Source organism: Parabacteroides sp. KHUB-03 (assembly GCF_056640975.1).
Genome location: NZ_CM153257.1, coordinates 2,614,782 through 2,635,423, shown reverse-complemented (window position 1 = coordinate 2,635,423; position 20,642 = coordinate 2,614,782). Strand labels below are relative to the sequence as shown.

The window sequence follows — 20,642 nt, the reverse complement described above, 5'->3', positions numbered from 1 at the left end:
GCGAAATAACACAATGAACCGCATTTGGCAATGTGTTAAGAAGGCGTTGCCTAAAGCAGCCAAAACTTGTATATGGCTACTTAAAATAATATTGCCTATTTCTTTGTTGGTTCGTTTGTTACAATATTCCGGCCTGTTAGCTAAAATATCTGCTTTATTAGCTCCTGCATTCTCCTTTGTTGGATTACCGGGTGAAACAGCGATTGTATTTATTACCAGTATCTTTAGCCCTTTGTATGCTCCGATTGCATTAATCAGTTCAATGTCTTTAGGTGTAAGAGAAGCAACAATTCTGGCTTTGATGTGCCTTACATCACATAATTTAATGGTAGAATCATCGGTACAGGCTAAAACAGGTTCTTCTTTTTGGGGAATGACAGGTTTACGGCTCGTTATGAGTTTTATCATCGCTTTTTTTCTCAATCAAGTAATGCCGCACGATGGTTGGGGACATGTTGGAACAACAGAGAGCGCGGCTGTGTGTGACAGTTTATTGGAAGTACTTGTCCTTTGGTTTACTAGTTCGATGAAGGTGCTTGTTTCTATTTTGTTGATTGTAACGGTTTTGATGATTCTGCACTATGTTTTAGATGAATTTAGATTGATGAAAGGACTTTCAACGGCTTTATCTCCAATGATGAAAGTTTTTGGGTTGTCGGAAAATTCGGCTTTTCTTTGGCTGGTTGGTAACGTTATCGGGCTTGCGTATGGTGGTGCTATTATGGTTGAACAAATGGATAATAAACAGTTAACTTATAGTGAGGGAAATTTGTTAAATTATCATCTGGCAGTTTGTCACTCTTTATTAGAAGACACAATTATATTTGCTGCAATAGGCATACCGGCTTTGTGGATTTTGGGAACGCGTTTGTTTTTTGCAATTACGGTTGTTTGGGTTCGCAAAGGATATAGTTATATTTATACAAGAAGAATAGAGCGTATATGAATAAAGAAACATTTTTAAAGCTTCTTAGAGAGCGTATATTGATATTGGACGGTGGTATGGGTACTATGGTTCAAGGTTTTAAATTGAAGGAGGAAGATTACAGAGGCGAGCGTTTTGCTGATTTTCCCAAACAACTGAAGGGCAATAATGATTTACTTTGTATTACCCGCCCGGATGTGATACAATCGATTCATCGCCAGTATCTGAGTGCAGGTGCGGATATTTTTGCAACTAATACATTTAATGCCAATGCCATTTCTATGGAAGATTATGGCATGCAGGGGTATGTACGTGATATTAATCTTGCTGCCGGAATACTGGCTAGAGAAGTGGCTGATACTTTTATGGCAGAAAATACGGATCGTAAAGTTTTTGTAGCAGGCTCTGTTGGTCCTACAAATAAAACGGCATCAATGAGTCCCGATGTAAGCGATCCTGCCTATCGTGCTGTTACCTATATGGACTTATATATAGCATATAAAGAACAGGTAGAGGCTCTGGTTGATGGAGGTGTGGATATAATTCTTTTTGAAACCACATTCGATACGTTGAATGTAAAAGCTGGTTTAGAGGCAGCTGGGACCGTATTAAAAGAAAAGGGTAAAGATTTGCCGATCATGCTATCTCTTACCTTGTCGGCGCAGGGAGGACGTACATTCTCCGGTCAAACATTAATGGCGTTTCTTGCATCTGTACAACATACAAATATTGTAAGCGTAGGGTTGAACTGTTCGTTTGGCGCGGCTGATATGAAACCCTATCTGGCAGAGTTGGCAAAAAATGCTCCCTATTATATCAGTGCATATCCAAATGCCGGACTACCGAACAGCTTTGGTTTGTATGATGAGACTCCTGAAAAAATGGCTATGCATGTTAAGCCTTTTATAGAAGATGGTTTAGTGAATATACTGGGTGGATGTTGCGGAACAACGCCAGCCCATATTGCGAAATATCCAGATTTGATTAAAGGTGCCAAACCTCATATTCCGGTAGCAAAACCGGATTGTTTGTGGTTGTCTGGACTGGAGTTGCTTGAAGTGAAGCCGGAAAACAACTTTGTGAATGTTGGTGAACGTTGTAATGTTGCAGGGTCGCGTAAGTTTCTTCGCCTGATTAAGGAAGGTAACTACGAGGAAGCCCTGACGATTGCTCGTAAACAGGTGGAGGACGGTGCACAAGTGATAGACATCAATATGGATGATGGAATGTTGGATACTGTTAAAGAGATGGTTACATTTCTGAATCTGATAGCCTCCGAACCGGATATTGCCCGTGTACCTGTCATGATAGACTCTTCTAAATGGGAGGTCATAGAAAAAGGTTTGATGTGTGTACAAGGTAAAAGTATTGTAAATTCTATTTCATTGAAAGAAGGTGAGGAAGTTTTTCTTAAACATGCTGCCCGTATTAAGCAGTTAGGAGCCGCTGTTGTTGTGATGGCTTTTGATGAAAAAGGACAGGCCGATACGTTTGAACGTAAAATAGAAGTCTGTGGACGTGCTTACCATTTGTTGCGGGAGAAAATTGATTTTGATCCGAATGGAATTATTTTTGATCCGAACGTATTGGCTATTGCTACCGGAATGGAAGAACATAACGGATATGGTCTTGATTTTATCCGCGCCGTTGAATGGATAAAGACAAACCTGCCGGGAGCAAAAGTCAGCGGAGGGGTTAGTAATTTATCTTTTTCTTTTCGCGGAAATAATTATGTGCGCGAAGCAATGCATGCGGTTTTCTTATATCATGCTATCCGTAAGGGAATGGATATGGGTATTGTTAATCCTTCCTCAAGTGTTTTGTATGAAGATATTGAACCTGCTTTTCGTGATTTATTGGAAGATGTGATTTTGGCTCGCCGTCCGGAGGCTGCTGAAGAACTGATTACTTTTGCTCAAAATTTGCATGAGGAAAAAGATAGCGTGGAAGTTGAAAAATATGAAGCTTGGCGTGATAAACCATTACATGAGCGTTTGGAATATGCTTTGATAAAAGGTATTGGTGACCATTTGGAAGAAGATTTGCAAGAGGCTTTAAAACAATATCCCCGTGCTGTAGATATAATCGACGGTCCGTTAATGGGAGGGATGAATAAAGTCGGAGATTTGTTTGGTGCCGGTAAAATGTTTTTGCCACAGGTGGTTAAAACAGCTCGTACGATGAAAAAAGCGGTTGCTATTTTGCAGCCTTCTATTGAAGCGGAAAAAACGGCTGCCGGTTCGGCTAAAGCAGGCAAAGTCGTATTTGCTACAGTAAAAGGGGATGTGCATGATATAGGCAAGAATATTGTTTCTATAGTTCTGGCTTGTAACAATTATGAGGTTATTGATTTAGGAGTTATGGTACCGGCAGAAGTGATTGTGAAAAAAGCCATAGAAGAACAACCAGACTTGGTGTGTTTGTCCGGACTTATTACTCCTTCTTTGGAGGAAATGGTGCATGTGACTGATGAAATGCAAAAAGCCGGATTAAGAATTCCTATTATGGTTGGCGGTGCAACTACATCCAAATTGCATACAGCAGTTAAAATTGCCCCACATTATGATTATCCGGTTATTCATGTGCTGGATGCTTCTCAAAATCCTCTGATTGCTGCCAAATTATTAAATCCGAATACACACGATGCCTATATTGCAGAGTTGAATGAAGAATATGAGCGTCTGCGGGCATCGATGGGAAATAAAAAAGAGACGTTAGTGTTTTTAACAGAGGCACGTGCAAATGGCCAGAAGATTAATTGGAAAGATTATTCTCCGGTCGTTCCTGAAAATCCGGGAGTTCATGTAATCCCCTATATCCCGGTTGAAGAGATTATACCGTATATTCATTGGACTTTTTTCTTTAGCGCCTGGAAATTAAACGGACGCTTTGCTGAAATTACGCAAATTCACGGTTGTGATGCTTGCCGTGCTTCTTGGTTGGCTTCCTTTCCGGAAGAAGATAGGGAAAAGGCTGCCGAAGCGATGCAGCTGTATCAAGATGCAGTTCGTTTGCTAGACCGTTTGGTTGAAATGAAAGCAGAATATTGTAAAGCTATATATGGATTTTTCCCGGCTAATAGCGATGGCGATAATTTAGTTATGGGCGATACAGTCATTCCTGTATTGCGCCAGCAAGCGAAAAAAGGGGATGATGTATATAAGTCTTTGGCCGATTATATACTTCCGAAGTCGGAGGGACGTACAGATTATCTGGGCGCATTTGTGGTGACGGCAGGCGCAGGGGCTGACTATCTGAAGGATAAGTTTGAAGATGAAGGAGATATGTATAGTGCTATGCTTCTGCAGACATTAACAGACCGTTTGGCCGAAGCTACAGCCGAGTATCTGCACGAGAAAGTACGTAAGGAATACTGGGGATATGCTCCAGATGAATCACTTTCAATACCGGATTTGTTTAGAGTGAAATACCAGGGTATTCGTCCGGCAATAGGCTATCCTTCTTTACCTGATCAGTTGCTTAATTATACATTGGATGGAATGTTGGACATGTCTCGTATTTGTGTACACCTGACAGAAAATGGGGCTATGTATCCGACAGCTTCGGTAAGCGGATTGTATTTTGCACATCCCGATTCTCAATATTTTATGATCGGTTCTATTGATGAGGAACAAATGAAAGATTACGCAAGGCGTCGTAACCTTTCTGAAAAAGAAGTAAGGAAGTTATTAAATAAAAATATCTCGTAAGAATTAATTTAGCTGCCTATCTTGTTTGATTTGGATAGGCAACTAAACAGATTCAGATAGGCAGCTAAATTGAACAAAGTAAACATTCGGTGATTATACAAAACGTTAGGAAATACATTCGTTGGCCTTTGCTGGCAACAGGATTGATTGGTGTGTGGTGTGTAATGATTTTTCCGGGAGTGGCTGAAGTATACGCACGACAGGTTTATCCTTTGATAGCATGGGGCTTATCTCGCTTTTCTTCTTTGTTTCCTTTCTCTGTAGGAGATTGTTTTATCTATGGAAGTATAGTTGGGCTTCTCTTGTTTCCTGTTTACGCATATAAGCAGAAATATTCGTGGAAGTCTACTATCGGCCGAATGATAGAGTATTTGTTATGGGTGTACGTTTGGTTCTATCTGGCTTGGGGATTGAATTATTTTCGTGCGGATTTTTATACGCGTGCACAAGTTCAGTATGTACCTTATGTTACCGAAGATTTTAAATCGTTTCTTTCTGATTATACGGATTCTTTAAATACATCTTTTCTTTTTTACGATAAGATTGATACGGCGCTTGTATCTGCCGAAGTGAAAAAAGGATACGACACTTTGTCTGACAGATTTGGTATGATAAAACCATCAGGTTATCTTCGTCCGAAACCTATGTTAATTCCCCCATTGATGAGCGGTGTCGGTGTATTAGGATATATGGGCCCGTTTTTCAATGAATATAATTTGAATCCCGATTTATTGCCTGTACAATATCCTTTTACGTATGCACATGAGATGGCTCACGTATTGGGAATAGCCAATGAAGCAGAAGCGAATTTGTACGGATTTATGGTTTGCTCTCGCTCTTTGGTGCCGGAAATCCGTTTTTCCGCTTATTTTGCCTTGCTTACGTATGTCTTGAATAATGCATATCTTTTACTTAACGAAGAGGAATTTAATCAATGGAAAGATACAATTTCTCCTGAAGTCCGGAATCTGTATAATCAAAAACTTGATTATTGGCGGTCCCGTTATAAACCTTTGATTGGCGATGCACAGGATGTTCTTTACGACTGGTTTCTGAAGGGTAATAATATACCTTCCGGTTATCAGAATTATTCGGAAGTTATAGCTTTGCTTATGGCCGTAGAAAGATAAATGACCGTCTGCCATTCTGTGTTGTCAATATCGAATTAAATAACTAACTTTGCGGCAATTTTTTAGAAGCAAGATAAATATATCGCGATATGAGTAAGAAATTTACCGAATATTCGAAGTTTGACTTGTCAAACGTAAATAAAGAGGTGCTGAAGAAATGGAAAGACGGAGATGTTTTCCATAAGAGTCTTGAAACACGTGAAGGACATCCTTCGTTTGTATTTTATGAAGGTCCTCCTTCTGCAAACGGTATGCCCGGTATTCATCATGTGATTGCTCGTTCGATTAAGGATATATTCTGCCGGTATAAAACGATGAAGGGCTTTCAGGTAAAACGTAAAGCCGGATGGGATACACATGGTTTGCCTGTTGAACTGGGCGTCGAAAAAGCTTTGGGTATAACGAAAGAGGATATCGGCAAAAAGATTTCTGTTGCAGATTATAATGCAGCATGTCGTAAGGATGTGATGAAATTCACCAAAGAGTGGGAAGATCTGACGCAAAAAATGGGGTATTGGGTTGATATGGATGATCCATATATTACTTACGATAATCGTTATATTGAGACATTGTGGTATCTGTTGAAAGAATTATATAAGAAAGGTTTATTATATAAAGGATATACGATTCAGCCTTACTCTCCGGCTGCAGGGACAGGTTTGAGTACACATGAATTGAATCAACCCGGTTGTTATCGTGATGTGAAAGATACTACCTGTACTGCTCAGTTCCGCATTCTGGATCCGAAGCCGGAAATGTCTCAGTTTGGTGATCCATTCTTTTTGGCTTGGACAACGACTCCATGGACATTGCCATCAAACACGGCTCTTTGTGTTGGCCCTAATATTACTTATGTAGCTGTTCAGACCTTTAATCCGTATACTGGAATGCCAATGACGGTCGTATTGGCTAAAGATTTGTTGTCAGCTTATTTTAATCCGAAAGCTGCAGATATAGCATTGACAGATTATAAAATTGGAGATAAGCTTGTTCCTTTCAGTGTAGTTGGTGAATGGAAAGGACTAGAACTGGAAGGTATGCATTATGAACAGCTAATCCCGTGGGTAAATCCGGGTGAAGGTGCTTTTCGCGTAATTACCGGCGATTATGTAACAGTGGAAGACGGTACGGGCATCGTACATATTGCTCCGACATTTGGTGCGGATGACGACCGTGTAGCTAAAGCTAAAGGCGTTCCTCCGTTAATGATGGTAGACAAGGAAGGCAACAAACGTCCGATGGTGGATATGACCGGTAAGTATTACAAACTTGAAGATTTGGACTCAGTATTTGTTCAGAATCAGATGAATGCTTCCGATTATGATCCTTTTCAGGGCAAGTTCGTGAAAAACGCTTATGATCCGGCAAAGACAGATAAAGATGAAACGCTGGATATAGAAATATGTATGATGCTGAAAGTGCAGAATCGTGTGTTCCGTATTGAAAAGCAAGTACATAATTATCCGCACTGCTGGCGTACGGATAAACCTGTGTTATATTACCCATTGGATAGCTGGTTTATCAAGACAACTGCTTGCCGTGAAAGAATGATTGAATTGAATAATACAATCAACTGGAAACCTCAAAGTACTGGTGCCGGCCGTTTTGGTAAATGGTTGGAAAATTTACAGGATTGGAATTTGAGCCGTAGCCGTTACTGGGGTACTCCTTTGCCAATCTGGCGTACGGAAGACGGAAGCGAAGAGAAGTGTATCGGTTCGGTTGAAGAATTGTATAACGAAATAGAAAAAGCGGTAAAGGCTGGCTTGATGGAAAGTAATCCATATAAAGACTTTAAAGCTAAAGTATATACAAAGGATAATTATGATAAAATTGACTTACACCGTCCGTATGTAGACGATATAATATTGGTTTCGGATAGTGGAAAACCGATGAAGCGCGAGACAGACCTTATTGATGTTTGGTTTGACTCGGGTGCAATGCCTTATGCCCAGATTCATTATCCGTTTGAAAATAAAGACGCATTTGACAGCCGGACAATTTATCCTGCCGATTTTATCGCTGAGGGAGTAGATCAAACACGTGGATGGTTCTTTACCCTGCATGCATTGGCAACAATGATTTTTGATAGTGTTGCTTATAAAGCTGTTGTTTCCAACGGTCTTGTTTTGGATAAGAACGGAAACAAAATGTCTAAGCGATTAGGCAATGCGGTAGACCCATTCTCCACTATAGAGCAATATGGCTCTGATCCGTTACGTTGGTATATGATTACCAATGCTTCTCCTTGGGATAATATTAAGTTTGATATAGATGGCATAGAAGAAGTTCGCCGTAAGTTTTTTGGTACGCTATATAATACATATTCATTCTTTGCTTTGTATGCAAATGTGGATGGGTTTGATTATTCGGAACCGGATATTGCAATAAACCAACGTCCCGAAATTGATCGTTGGATTCTTTCATTATTGAATACACTAATAAAAGATGTAGACAATTATCTGGAAGCATACGAACCTACGCGTGCCGGACGTGCTATATCCGATTTTGTTAATGATAATTTGAGTAACTGGTATGTACGTTTGAACCGCCGTCGTTTCTGGGGTGGGGGAATGACTGCCGATAAGTTATCCGCTTATCAGACACTATATACTTGTCTGGAAACTGTAGCTAAGTTGATGGCGCCAATAGCTCCGTTCTATGCGGATCAGCTGTTCCATGATTTGATAGCTGTAACAGGACGCGAAAGTGTAGAATCTGTTCATTTGTCTACTTTCCCGGTTGCAAACGAAGCAATGATTGACAAGAATCTGGAAGAACGTATGCAGATGGCACAAAGTGTATCATCAATGGTGTTGGCTTTGCGTCGTAAGGTGAATATCAAAGTACGCCAGCCGCTGCAGACAATTATGATTCCGGTTGTTGATGCGCATCAACAGGAAAGTATCGAAGCTGTAAAAGATTTGATATTAAACGAAGTGAATGTAAAAGAACTGAAGTTTGTTGGTAATGCTGCAGGTATTCTGGTAAAGAAGATCAAACCGGATTTCAAAAAATTAGGTCCGCGTTATGGTAAAATAATGAAGAGCCTGGCTGCTGCAATTCAAGCAATGAGCCAGGAGGATATCAGTGCTTTTGAAAATACCGGTACATATACTTTGAAGGTAGACGGGCAGGAAGCTTTGATTGAACGTGATGACGTGGAAATTATTTCAGAAGATATTCCTGGTTGGTTGGTTGCAAATGAAGGTCGTCTGACTGTTGCTTTGGATATTACGATTACTGAAAGTCTGCGGAAGGAAGGTTTGGCTCGCGAATTGGTAAACCGTATTCAAAATCTTCGTAAAAGCAACGGTTTTGATATTACGGATAAAGTGAATGTAACTATACTTTCTACCGATGAAATGGATGCTGCGGTTGAAGAATACAATATATATATTGCAAATCAAGTTCTTGCAGTATCGGTTGAAATCGTAGATGTGATTAGCGATGCTACAGAACTGGATTTTGAAGATTTTAAATTGTCGGTGAAAGTAGAAAAGGTGTGATTTTTTAATGAAAAAGAGAAGTCGGATACCATATATATTTAATAAAGTATGTATATTTGGACTGTAACGGTTGAATTACCCCTGATATATATAAAGAGTTATTGTCGAACCTAAAAATTTTGAACCATGGCAGAAAAAACTAGATATTCGGACGCAGAACTGGAAGAGTTCCGTTCTATTATATTAGACAAACTGGATGTTGCTAAAAGGGATTACGAATTGTTGAGAGCAGGTGTTACGAATTCTGACGGAAATGATGTTGCTGATACATCTCCTACATTTAAAGTGCTGGAAGAGGGAGCCGCGACGTTATCGAAAGAAGAGGCTGGCCGTTTGGCACAACGCCAAATGAAATTCATACAGAATTTACAGGCTGCTTTGATTCGTATAGAGAATAAGACATATGGCATATGTCGTGAAACAGGAAAACTGATTCCTAAAGAAAGACTTCGTGCTGTACCCCATGCAACTTTAAGTATTGAAGCTAAACAAGGAGGTGCTAAGTAGATGAAATATTCTAAAGGTTGGGGAGCAGTGTTAATTATAATACTGCTCCTTCTGCTTGACCAAGCCCTGAAAATCTGGATTAAGACACATATGCAGTTGCATGAAAGTATAGAGATTACCCCTTGGTTTTATCTGTACTTTACCGAGAATCCCGGAATGGCTTTTGGAATTGAAGTGATAGGCAAATTATTCTTATCGGTTTTCCGTATTATTGCTGTTGGTTTTATCGGCTATTACTTGTATAAGCTGGTGAAAGAAAAGTATAAATTTGGTTACATAGCCTGTATCTCTTTGATATTTGCCGGAGCAGTAGGTAATATTATCGATTCTGTTTTTTATGGCGTTATATTTGACCATAGTTTTGGCCAGATTGCTTCGTTTATGCCAGAAGGAGGAGGTTATGCTTCATGGCTGCACGGCAAGGTGGTCGACATGTTTTATTTCCCATTGATTAATACAATTCTTCCGGAATGGGTACCTGTTTGGGGCGGTGAAGAATTTATATTTTTCCGTCCTATTTTCAATCTTGCCGACTCTGCGATATGTGTAGGGGTCTTTTTGTTATTAATTTTTTACCGACATACATTGTCTGCCAGTTTGTCAAAAGACGAAAAAAAATAAATGCGGAATCTATTGTATAGATATAGTGTTGTGTTGCTGACTACAACTTTATTAATTGCTTGTAGTAAAGTACCCGATGGCATTCTTTCTGAAAAGGAGATGGAGAAGGTCATGATTGATATGCAACTGGCAGAAGCAATGATAGGCATTGATTATACAACCTATCAGGATGATGCAAAGAAGGAAGCATTATATCAATCCGTTTTTCGTAAACATAATATTTCGCAGGCAACATATGATAGTTCTTTGGTGTGGTACGGGAAAAATCTGGATATTTACATGGATGTTTATGACCGTGTAATAAGAAATCTGGATAAAAGGATTGCTGATTTGGGAGATATTCAGTCGGATGTTGCACCTGTAACAAACCAGGATTCTGTTAATATCTGGCCACGTCGTCCTTTCTTAACATTGCAACCGAAGGCTGTCTTTAATGGGGTTATCTTTGATTTGGAGCCGAAAGAAAGATATTTTTCAGGAAGTACGTTTGTTTTAGGAATGAATGTATGGGGATTAGGCAAAAACATAAAGAATTATCCGGAAGTGCGTTTAAGTGCCGTTCAGGGAGATACCATATTAACAGTTAATAATAAAATACTCCATGATGGTTATTCGGAAACTGTGTTGAAAACATTGCCTACCAGTAAGATAAAGCGTGTTTATGGCTATATCCGAATGAATAATACAGACTCTTGTTATTATAAAGTTTATCTGGACAGCATTTCATTGATGAAATATAATTATGTCATGATTGCGCCGGAGATGAAAAACAATTCGGTTAAGTAAATCCAATAGATAGTATGCGTAGAATCGCTTCGCACTATATTTATTGTCATCAGGTTTATAAGATGCATTATCTGGAACTAACGGATGAAGGTCTTTATATGGGGCTTTATCCATTGACGGAAGAAATTGCCGGAACAGAATTTTATGATGGTATTTTAGTTCCGGTCTCTAGTCAAGAAAAACAGATATATTCGGATCTAATTTCAATTCCTTTCGGGAGAAATTCTAATTTTTCCCGAAAGGAATTTATTTTCTCTTATTTAGACTTGATCAAAGTTTCTTTACAAGTGGAAAAAGAAAGGCCGGTACGATTAGTGCTATTGAACGGTTCTCCCCTGACGGCGACGGAACTCTGCACAAACAACAGCGGTAGCGATTGCTACATTTAATGATTCGGTAGTTTCTCTGCCTTCCGGATAATTAGGTATGTATAACTTTTCATTAATGAATGCTTCTATGGAAGGACGAATGCCATTTCCTTCATTTCCCATGATAATAATTCCTGTTTCGGACAATTGTTTTGAATACATATTTGTCCCATTAAGGAAGGTTCCATATATGAATGTAGACTTGGTTCGTTGTTTGGCTAAATAGTTTTTTAAATCTGTATAATGAATTTTTACATGAGCAAGTGCTCCCATAGTTGCTTGTACTGCCTTAGGACTGAAAACATCAACAGTATCGGTACTACATACGATATGTTCAATTCCGAACCAATCGGCCAATCGAATGATTGTGCCTAAATTTCCGGGATCTTGTATGTTATCTAAAGCGAGAATTAGTTGTTTTTCAGGATTTGTTTCTTCAATATCCCAAACCGGACGTTTAAATATGGCGATTACATCCTGTGGGCTTTTTAAGAAACTGGCTTTTCGTATATCTTCGTCATCAGCAACTATTATTTCTCCGGCTGGCAAATCTCCTTGTGTTGCCATCCATGAAGGTTTAGCTAACAGTAACTCACATTCAAAAAAAGGCATCATGTCTGCAACGAGTTTATTGCCTTCGGTTACGAATGTGTTGTATTCATTCCTGAATTTCTTTAATTCTAATGAATGTATGTATTTTATTTTATTCTTGCTCAGCATCTTTACTCTTTTTACAAAGCAAAAGTACGCGAAATTATTTAAATTCAAGTACATTTGCGGCGTAAATGGTCGGATGATGAATAAACCCCAACATATATTATTTCTCCTTGGTTTTGTGATGTTGCTAGTGTCTTGCAGCTCCACGAAATATGTGAATGATGGTGAGTATCTGTTGGATAAAGTCAGAATAGAGTCGGATAATAAGAATTATAAGCCTGTTGATTTAAAAGCTTATCTAAGGCAACAACCCAATTTTAAGGTGTTTGGCCTTATGAAATGGCAGCTTTATGTATACGATTGGTCTGGCCGTAATGAAAAGAAATGGATAAATAAGCAATTGCGTCGTATCGGAGAGGCTCCTGTTATTATGGATACTACGTTAGTATACCAATCTGTTGCCCAGTTAGAACGGTTTTTTGTCAACAAAGGATACATTAATGTGGAAGTAGCTGCAACAATTGATACGTCAAGAAGAAAAAAAGCAGAGGTCACTTATCATATTAAATCAAATGAGCCTTATCGTATACGGAATTATACATCTCGCTTAGATGACCCCAAAATAGACAGTATTGCTCATATGAAAGCACCACGCAGACCAAAGTTGGCTTCTGCATTTCGTCCGGCTCCTGAAGGTTACACGTCATTAATAAAAGATAGTGCTTTGTTTGATCGTGACGAATTGGATAAGGAACGTCAACGCATCACTTCATTATTAAGACGTCGTGGTTATTATGCTTTTAACCGGGATAACTTGGTCTATGTGGCGGACAGTGCTTTTAATCGGAATGTAGTTGATCTGGAGATGCTGTTAAAACCATATCGTCGTGTTCTGGCGGATGGTTCTGTGATAGAAAGTCCCCATAAACAATATTATATTAAAGATGTAACAGTTGTAACGGATTATAATCCAATAGGGATATCGGAAAATGAATCTATATTTACCCGGACAGACTCTGTTAAAGTTGGAGAAATTAATGTTTTGTACGGGAAGAATGGGCATTCAATCCGTCCATCGGTTTTACGTAAAAGTGTTTATTTAGCACCGGGGCAATTATTCAGTGAACGTAATGTCGACCAGACTTATTCTTCGTTTGCAGCATTACGCGCATTGAAGAATGTTAGCATACGTTTTACCGAATTGGAGGAACAGGATACAATGAAATTGAATTGTATTATTTTGACGTCTCCTACAAAATCACAAGGGTTCGGAGTGGATTTGGAAGGTACTAATTCTGCCGGAGATTTTGGTTTTGCTTCGAGTTTGAATTATCTGCACAGGAATTTGTTTAAGGGGTCAGAAACATTTTCTACTAAAATTCGTGGAGCCTATGAATCATTGTCGGGAAAGAAAGGCAGTGGACTTGCTAACTACTGGGAGTTAGGAGGTGAAGCTTCTATTTTGTTTCCCCGTTTTGTCTTTCCTTTCCTTTCAGAAAATTTCAGACGTAAACTGCGTGCTTCAACAGAATTGAAAGTAAGTTATAACAGGCAGACACGTCCTGAGTACGAACGGGCTATTCTTTCTGGAGGATGGAGTTATATCTGGCAAGACAGATCAAATTCCCAGGCCCGTCATACATTCAAATTGTTGGATATAGATTATGTTTATTTGCCGAAAATTGATGCAGACTTTAAGAGTAGTCTTCCTGCTTCTACGGCATTGTATAATTATTCGGATCAATTTATTGTAGGATCTGGCTATACTTATTCCTTTAGTAATTTTACTCCTCAGAACCGTCAACGTAATACACATTCGTTGCGCGTGTCTGTTGAGTTAGCCGGCAATCTGTTGAATGCACTTTCTCATATAACCGGAGAACATAAAGATTCGGAAGGACGTTATAAACTATTTGGTATTAATTATGCCCAATTTGTGAAAGGAGATATAGACTTTAGTAAAGGGATTGCTTTGGATAGTAGAAATAAACTGGCCTTCCATGTGGGAATAGGAATTGCTTTTCCATATGGAAATGCAAAAATGCTACCTTTTGAACGGCGTTATTTTTCGGGTGGGGCAAATAGTGTCCGTGGATGGTCTGTTCGTGAGTTGGGACCAGGGAGTATGGCGCTAACAGATACTACTTCATTTGCATTACAAGCTGGAGACATTCGTTTGGACTTGAATTTGGAATATAGAACTAAGCTGTTTTGGAAATTCGAGATGGCAGCTTATGTAGATGCGGGAAATATATGGACGATTCGTCCTTATAAAGATCAGAAAGAAGGTAATTTTGATTTTTCTCGTTTTTATAAAGAAATTGCGGTCTCTTATGGGTTAGGACTTCGATTGGACTTCGATTTCTTTTTGCTTCGTTTAGATACGGGGATGAAAGTATATAATCCTCAGGAGAGAGGATCGAAACGTTGGGCAATAACAAATCCTAATTTTAAAAATAATTTCGCTTGGCATTTCGCAGTCGGCTATCCTTTCTAATAAAAAACTATGTGAAGATTTTGCATATTAAAATAATAATAATACCTTTGCACCGCAAATAAGGCTGGTTCCGTAGCTCAGCTGGATAGAGCAACGCCCTTCTAAGGCGTGGGTCGAGCGTTCGAATCGCTCCGGAATCACTAGCCATAATAGGTTGTAAATAAATGGCTTGCATACTTTTATCCTTCACTTCTTTTTTTAATCTTTAAAAAAACTGACAAATTATTTATGTACAAGCAATATTGTTTGTCGTTTTGTTTGTTGCAAAAATTTAAAGATTACGGCAACACTTCATTTTGTAGTCTTGAAAATAAGACAGACTGTTAGAAAAATTATGCGATTTATTTAGCTATCACTCATGAAAGAGTAGTAAGGTATATTAGAATTGAGCATGAAATTGATGGCTTATTTCAATTTGATAATGGAAAGGTTGTTTGTAGAAATGATGCCAAGATTTTAAATCAACGATTAGCATTTGTTCTTTCTGAGTATCAAGAATAATTAAGGAATATTCCTGATATAAATATTTATACGTGTCCCCAATTAAAAGAAAAATTAGAGGGCAATTTTAAAAGTAACAAATATGTTACGATTAAAGAATATATAGAACATCGTATAAACAATCTGAAGAAGGGAAAAAGAGTTTCTTATTCTATAGGTATTGCGCAGTTTCCGAAAGGAGGCTGCGCAGTTTTTTATGATAAGAATTACATATTTGTCGGATGAACCATTTTTATTACATTTGCATTACTTATGGAAGAGCAACAGACAGATATGAGATTATTTTCCATACTCTTTGAGAAGTACAAAGAGCCTTTTACCTTGTTTGCCAATTCCTATATACGTGACAGGGTTGTCAGCGAAGACATTTATGTGGAAGCGATGATGCACTATTGGGAGAAACGCCATGAACTTCCATCCGACACGAATATTCCAGCTTATATTCTTACTTCGGTAAAAAACAAGGCATTAAACCATTTACGGCATCTGGATGTAAAAACGGAAGCGGAGGAACTGTTGCTTAGTCATAGTGTGAGGGAATTGAATTTTCGTATTTCTTCCTTAGAATCATGTGATCCTTCAGAACTGTTCACAACTGAAATGCGGGAAATCATCCGTAAGGCATTGGGCGAACTGCCGGAGCAAAGCCGCCTCATTTTCAGGAAAAGCAGATTTGAAAACAAAACTAACCGGAAAATTGCCGAAGAGTTGGACATTAACATCAAAACCGTAGAGTATCATATTTCCAAAACACAGAAAATATTACGTTTACGCTTAAAGGATTATTTACCGCTACTGATCTTTTTAGATTGCTTCTGATTTGTTTTTTCGGCGTTATCGAAAATAGAATTGATTGCTCGTTGTAGTACATGACGGTGGATTTTCATAAAAAAAATCTTTATAGTTTAGGGTATTTCTTGTAAAGCGTGTTATTATAATGAGGAGGAACTAAAACCTCCAATCGGATAACAGTGGAAAAAGAATTATTACATACATATTTCAGAGGGAATACAACTCTGGAAGAAGAGAAGCAGATCATGGACTGGGCGGAAGCATCGACAGAGAACCACCATGAGTACTTGAAAGAACGCATGATCTGGAATGCGATATTAGTCAATTATAAATTGACAGAAAGCCAGTCCGTTTCCTTCAACCGAAAACGTTCCTTTAATTTATGGAAGTTTGCTGGTATCGCAGCATCCCTCGCATTATTAATTACTCTTTCATGGACGTTACTCAATATGCCGTCAGAAGATACGGAAGGTCTGCAAGCTGTCTTGGTTCCTGCCGGACAGCGTGTGCAACTTATTTTGGAAGATGGGACTAAAGTATGGTTGAATTCCAACAGTTCATTTACCTACCCGACTTCCTTCGGTAGCAAATCGCGTGAAGTCGAACTGAACGGAGAAGGCTTCTTCGAGGTCGCCAAAGATACCCGGAAACCTTTTATTGTAAAGACTAAAAAGTATGACATTAAAGTATTGGGTACGACTTTTAACGTGTATGCCTACGACCACGAAGCTAATACATTCGAAGCAGCCCTGCTCAATGGATCAATAGATATATCCTCTAAAGCGAATGAAAAAAATCATATCATTCTCAAAACTAAAGGGAAAGTGAGCGAAGTAGACGGTTTATTACGCAAACAGGCAATAGACAATCCCGACCGCTTTAGATGGAAAGATGGCCAAATCTACTTGGATGATGTGCCGTTTGAGACATTGATGGAGAAATTCTCGCTATATTATGATGTACATATCAAAATAGAGAATACCAAAGTATTAAACTATCATTGTACCGGAAAATTCCGACAAAGCGATGGGATAGAGTATGCATTGAGAGTGTTACAGAAAGACGTGAAATTTTCTTTCGACAGAGATGAAAAAGACAAAACCATTCTCATTAAATAAAATTGTAAATACTAAAGATTCAAATTATGATGGATAGTTCATAAACGTGATACAAAAAGTGTCCGAAGAGAGTGGGGACAATCTTCGGACATAAGCTAACATGAGACTTGCTGCAACTACGACTTTTAAATCTCAGTATTAACCTTTAATCATTTACAAAAGTATGATAAATAATTTATTTCTAATACCTTTTTCAAGTAAAAAACATCTAAAACGAAAGATGAAGATATCCACTTTTCTACTATTCGGGGTTGTCTTTTCGCTATTGGCAGGAAATGTAAGTTCTCAAAATGAGAAAATTTCATTGGTCAAGCGAAATACAGCAATCATTGAAGTTCTCAATGAGATTGAGTCACAAACCGATTATTTATTTGTGTACGATAAAAAAAACGTTGATACAAATAAAAATATCTCTATCTATGCGGATAAGGAAACGGTTGCATCCGTGTTGAATAATATTTTTAAAGGGACAAACATTATCTACAAGGTAGAAGGGAGTCATATCATTCTGACTAAAAACAATATATCGACTATTTCTCAGCAGACCGGAAGAAAAATAACAGGAACAATCCTTGATTCGAAAGGAGAACCGATTATCGGAGCGAATGTAGTCGTTAAAGGAGGTGCCAATGGTGCTATTACGGATATAGATGGAAAATTTACGTTAGAAAATATCCGGAAGGGAAATATCATTCAAATTTCGTATATCGGATATGTAACCCAAGAAATCACCTACAATGACCAAACAAATTTACTTATTAACTTAAAAGAAGACTTACAAACTCTGGATGAAGTAGTTGTTGTGGGATACGGTATACAAAAGAAAGTAAATCTGACCGGTTCTGTTGTATCGGTAGATATGGATAAAATAAAAACACGTCAGGTTTCTCAGACTTCAATGGCATTGCAAGGTGCAGTCCCCGGATTGACTATACAGCAAACCAGCGGACAACCGGGAGACGATGGAGGAACTATGCGTATAAGGGGTATTACGACCTTGAATAATCAGGATCCTTTATTATTGGTAGACGGAGTAGAAATGCCGATCAATAGTTTAGATCCCAGTTGGATAGAATCGATATCTGTTTTAAAAGATGCCGCAGCATCGGCCATCTATGGTAGCCGGGCGGCTAATGGCGTTATTTTGGTTAAAACTAAAAGGGCGAGTCAGGAAAGTTTGTCTGTGTCGTATAATGGATGGGTAGGATGGCAATCTGCCACTAAAACACCTAAAAAGGTAAACGCTTTAGACCATATGAGGCTATTAAATGTGGCTAACACCAATGCTGGGATAACGACTAATTTCACGGAAGAGTATATTAATGAATATGCTTCGAAAAGGCTTACTGATCCTGATAATTATCCGGATACGGACTGGCTGGATGAGTTAATGTCGAATGACGGATTTATGCAAAATCATCAAATCATATTATCTGGTGGAACAAAAAAAGTGAAGGCTATTGGCAGTATTGGATATTTAGAACAAAACGGACTTATTGAAAATCTCAAACTCAAACGGTATACGATGCGTTTAAATACAGATTATGAAATTAACCGGAATCTTTCAGCTCAATTGGATATCTTTTTGGGTATGAATAAGCGATATCAACCTTCCCGCACCGGAACGGAAGCTTTTAGATGGGCTATACGTGTACCGGCAACCCAGCAATCCGTATTATCCAATGGACAATGGGGGCAAGGATGGAATGGAGATAACCCGGTTGCATTTGCCAAAGATGGAGGGCTTGAGAAGAAAGAAGATCCTTCTGCTATAATAAATCTAGGATTGACCTATAAACCGTTAGACTGGATTGTAGTTCAAGGAAATTATAATGCTAATTATTATCAAAATTTTAGATCTACATTTAATAAAGCTGTCACTTCATATAATCCGGATGGCTCAGTTGCTTACACAAATCCTACTCAGTCATCATTGATTGAATATATACAGAAGGGGCTGACTAATCAGGTAACATTGACAGGTACGGCTTCCAGAAGTTTTGGGAACCATGGTTTTACAATATTATTTGGTTATGAACAAAGACAAATAGAATATACGAATGTAACGGCAACACGTAAAAATTATATCTATCCTGAATATCCTGTATTGAATGCAGGTGGTACGGACGGGCAACTAAATACCGGAACAGGGGGCGAACTTTCTTTACGCTCTTATTTTGGCCGTTTAGGTTATGATTATGCAGGGAAATATTTATTTGAAGCTAATTTAAGATATGATGGGACTTCTCGTTTTGCATCCAATAAAAGATGGGGAGCTTTTCCTTCTTTTTCGGTAGGATGGCGTATTTCTGAAGAGTCTTTTATGGAAAAGATGAAGGGTGTCTTGAATAATTTGAAACTAAGAGCATCATGGGGAAAGTTAGGTAATCAGGATGCTACAGGATATTATCCTTATTTCCAATATGTTTCCTTAGGACTTCCTTATGTATTTGATGGAGTTTCTACTTCCGGAGCCGGAATAACGCAAATGGCAAATAAAGAGTTGACTTGGGAAACCACAACAATGACAGGAGTAGGATTGGATGTTACTTTATGGAATAAATTAAATGTGACAGCCGATTGGTATTATAGAAAAACAAAAGATATTCTTTTTGAAGTAGATATACCTCTATCGGCAGGGGTATCCAAGCCGGTACAAAATATGGCAGAAGTTGAAAATAAAGGATGGGATATAGATATCTCTTATGCGGATAAAATCAGTGATTTCAATTATAGGATTGCTTTTAATTTATCGGATGTTCGTAATAAAGTAACAAGAGGTAATACACCACCTGGACTGACTATCATAAGAGAAGGTGCTCCTATAAATGCAATTTATGGCTATGAGGCTATCGGGTATATCCAACCGGAAGATTATAATAGTGATGGAAGCTATAAATATGCAACACAATTTACCGGATTCGCTCCAGGAGATATCAAATATAAAGATCAACTAACGGTGGATACCAATAACGATGGCATTCCGGATGCCAATGATGGTATTATTAATGATGATGATAAAGTTGTTATAGGAAATCAGATTCCTCGTTTTACATTTGGATTGTCTCTTGCTGCAGATTATAAGGGTATAGATTTCAGTATGCTTTTACAAGGTGTCGGAAAAAGAGATGGGTATTTATACGGACAGGGTATTATGCCATTTTATGTGGGAGGTACTGCCATGGAAATCCATAAAGATTATTGGACAGAAACAAACAGAAATGCTTCCTTTCCAAGGTTGTATTTTAATACTGTGAATAATACCGAGCATTCTTCATTCTGGAAAAAAAGTGCAGCTTACGTACGATTGAAAAATATTCAAATAGGATATACAATACCGAAAGATATTGCTAAAAAGATCTATTTGGATAATGTCAGGTTTTATTTAAGTGGCGAAAATTTATTGACTTTTACTGATTTTTGGGAAGGATATGACCCGGAAGCTCCTGTCGGTATAGGCAATTTCTATCCTATGTGTAAAGTAGTATCGTTTGGTGTACAAGTGAGATTTTAGTTATTCA

The 20,642-nt window shown here is 38.4% G+C and carries 12 protein-coding genes and 1 tRNA gene; 12 read left to right on the top strand and 1 reads right to left on the bottom strand.

Going from position 1 to position 20,642, the window contains the following annotated elements; all coding sequences use genetic code 11:
- The first annotated feature begins 13 nt into the window (after positions 1-13).
- The 7 genes from ACYIB7_RS11245 to ACYIB7_RS11215 all read left to right on the top strand — a co-directional run bounded on the left by ACYIB7_RS11245 (position 14) and on the right by ACYIB7_RS11215 (position 11,188).
- Positions 14-946, top strand: a complete 933-nt coding sequence (locus ACYIB7_RS11245) for a nucleoside recognition domain-containing protein (RefSeq protein WP_480337090.1) — start codon at positions 14-16, stop codon at positions 944-946.
- Positions 943-4,635, top strand: a complete 3,693-nt coding sequence (gene metH / locus ACYIB7_RS11240) for a methionine synthase (protein ID WP_480337088.1) — start codon at positions 943-945, stop codon at positions 4,633-4,635. Before ACYIB7_RS11245 ends, metH begins: the two co-directional genes overlap by 4 nt.
- 164 nt (positions 4,636-4,799) lie before the next feature.
- Positions 4,800-5,765: a DUF3810 domain-containing protein gene (locus ACYIB7_RS11235; protein WP_103984172.1), complete on the top strand. Its 966-nt coding sequence runs from the start codon at positions 4,800-4,802 to the stop codon at positions 5,763-5,765.
- Positions 5,766-5,854: 89 nt separating this feature from the next.
- Positions 5,855-9,274 carry an isoleucine--tRNA ligase gene (gene ileS, locus ACYIB7_RS11230; RefSeq protein ID WP_103984155.1) on the top strand — a complete coding sequence of 1,140 codons (3,420 nt, stop codon included), beginning with the start codon at positions 5,855-5,857 and terminating at the stop codon, positions 9,272-9,274.
- Between the two features lie 126 nt (positions 9,275-9,400).
- On the top strand, positions 9,401-9,781 hold the full coding sequence (locus ACYIB7_RS11225) for a TraR/DksA family transcriptional regulator (protein WP_099465837.1): 381 nt from the start codon (positions 9,401-9,403) through the stop codon (positions 9,779-9,781).
- Complete coding sequence (locus ACYIB7_RS11220) at positions 9,782-10,402, top strand: lipoprotein signal peptidase (protein WP_099465838.1); 621 nt, start codon at positions 9,782-9,784, stop codon at positions 10,400-10,402.
- On the top strand, positions 10,403-11,188 hold the full coding sequence (locus tag ACYIB7_RS11215) for a DUF4296 domain-containing protein (RefSeq protein WP_103984156.1): 786 nt from the start codon (positions 10,403-10,405) through the stop codon (positions 11,186-11,188).
- Between the two features lie 317 nt (positions 11,189-11,505).
- Here the strand turns inward: ACYIB7_RS11215 and ACYIB7_RS11210 are convergent, their stop codons facing one another.
- Positions 11,506-12,276 carry an RNA methyltransferase gene (locus ACYIB7_RS11210; RefSeq protein ID WP_103984157.1) on the bottom strand — a complete coding sequence of 257 codons (771 nt, stop codon included), beginning with the start codon at positions 12,274-12,276 and terminating at the stop codon, positions 11,506-11,508.
- 73 nt (positions 12,277-12,349) lie between these two features.
- On the opposite strand from ACYIB7_RS11210, the gene tamL reads away from it, so the two are divergent.
- From tamL to ACYIB7_RS11185, 5 genes are all read left to right on the top strand, one after another.
- A complete protein-coding gene (gene tamL, locus ACYIB7_RS11205) occupies positions 12,350-14,710 on the top strand; it encodes a translocation and assembly module lipoprotein TamL (protein ID WP_103984158.1) in 2,361 nt (786 codons plus the stop codon).
- 66 nt (positions 14,711-14,776) lie between these two features.
- Positions 14,777-14,850 (top strand) — tRNA-Arg (locus ACYIB7_RS11200).
- A gap of 613 nt (positions 14,851-15,463) precedes the next feature.
- Complete coding sequence (locus ACYIB7_RS11195) at positions 15,464-16,030, top strand: RNA polymerase sigma-70 factor (RefSeq protein ID WP_234999400.1); 567 nt, start codon at positions 15,464-15,466, stop codon at positions 16,028-16,030.
- A 152-nt stretch (positions 16,031-16,182) separates the two neighbouring features.
- Positions 16,183-17,121, top strand: a complete 939-nt coding sequence (locus ACYIB7_RS11190) for a FecR family protein (protein WP_103984159.1) — start codon at positions 16,183-16,185, stop codon at positions 17,119-17,121.
- 220 nt (positions 17,122-17,341) lie between these two features.
- The gene (locus tag ACYIB7_RS11185; RefSeq protein WP_480337085.1) at positions 17,342-20,635 is read left to right on the top strand and encodes a TonB-dependent receptor; all 3,294 of its coding nucleotides are present in this window, start codon (positions 17,342-17,344) and stop codon (positions 20,633-20,635) included.
- The last annotated feature ends 7 nt before the right edge of the window (positions 20,636-20,642 follow it).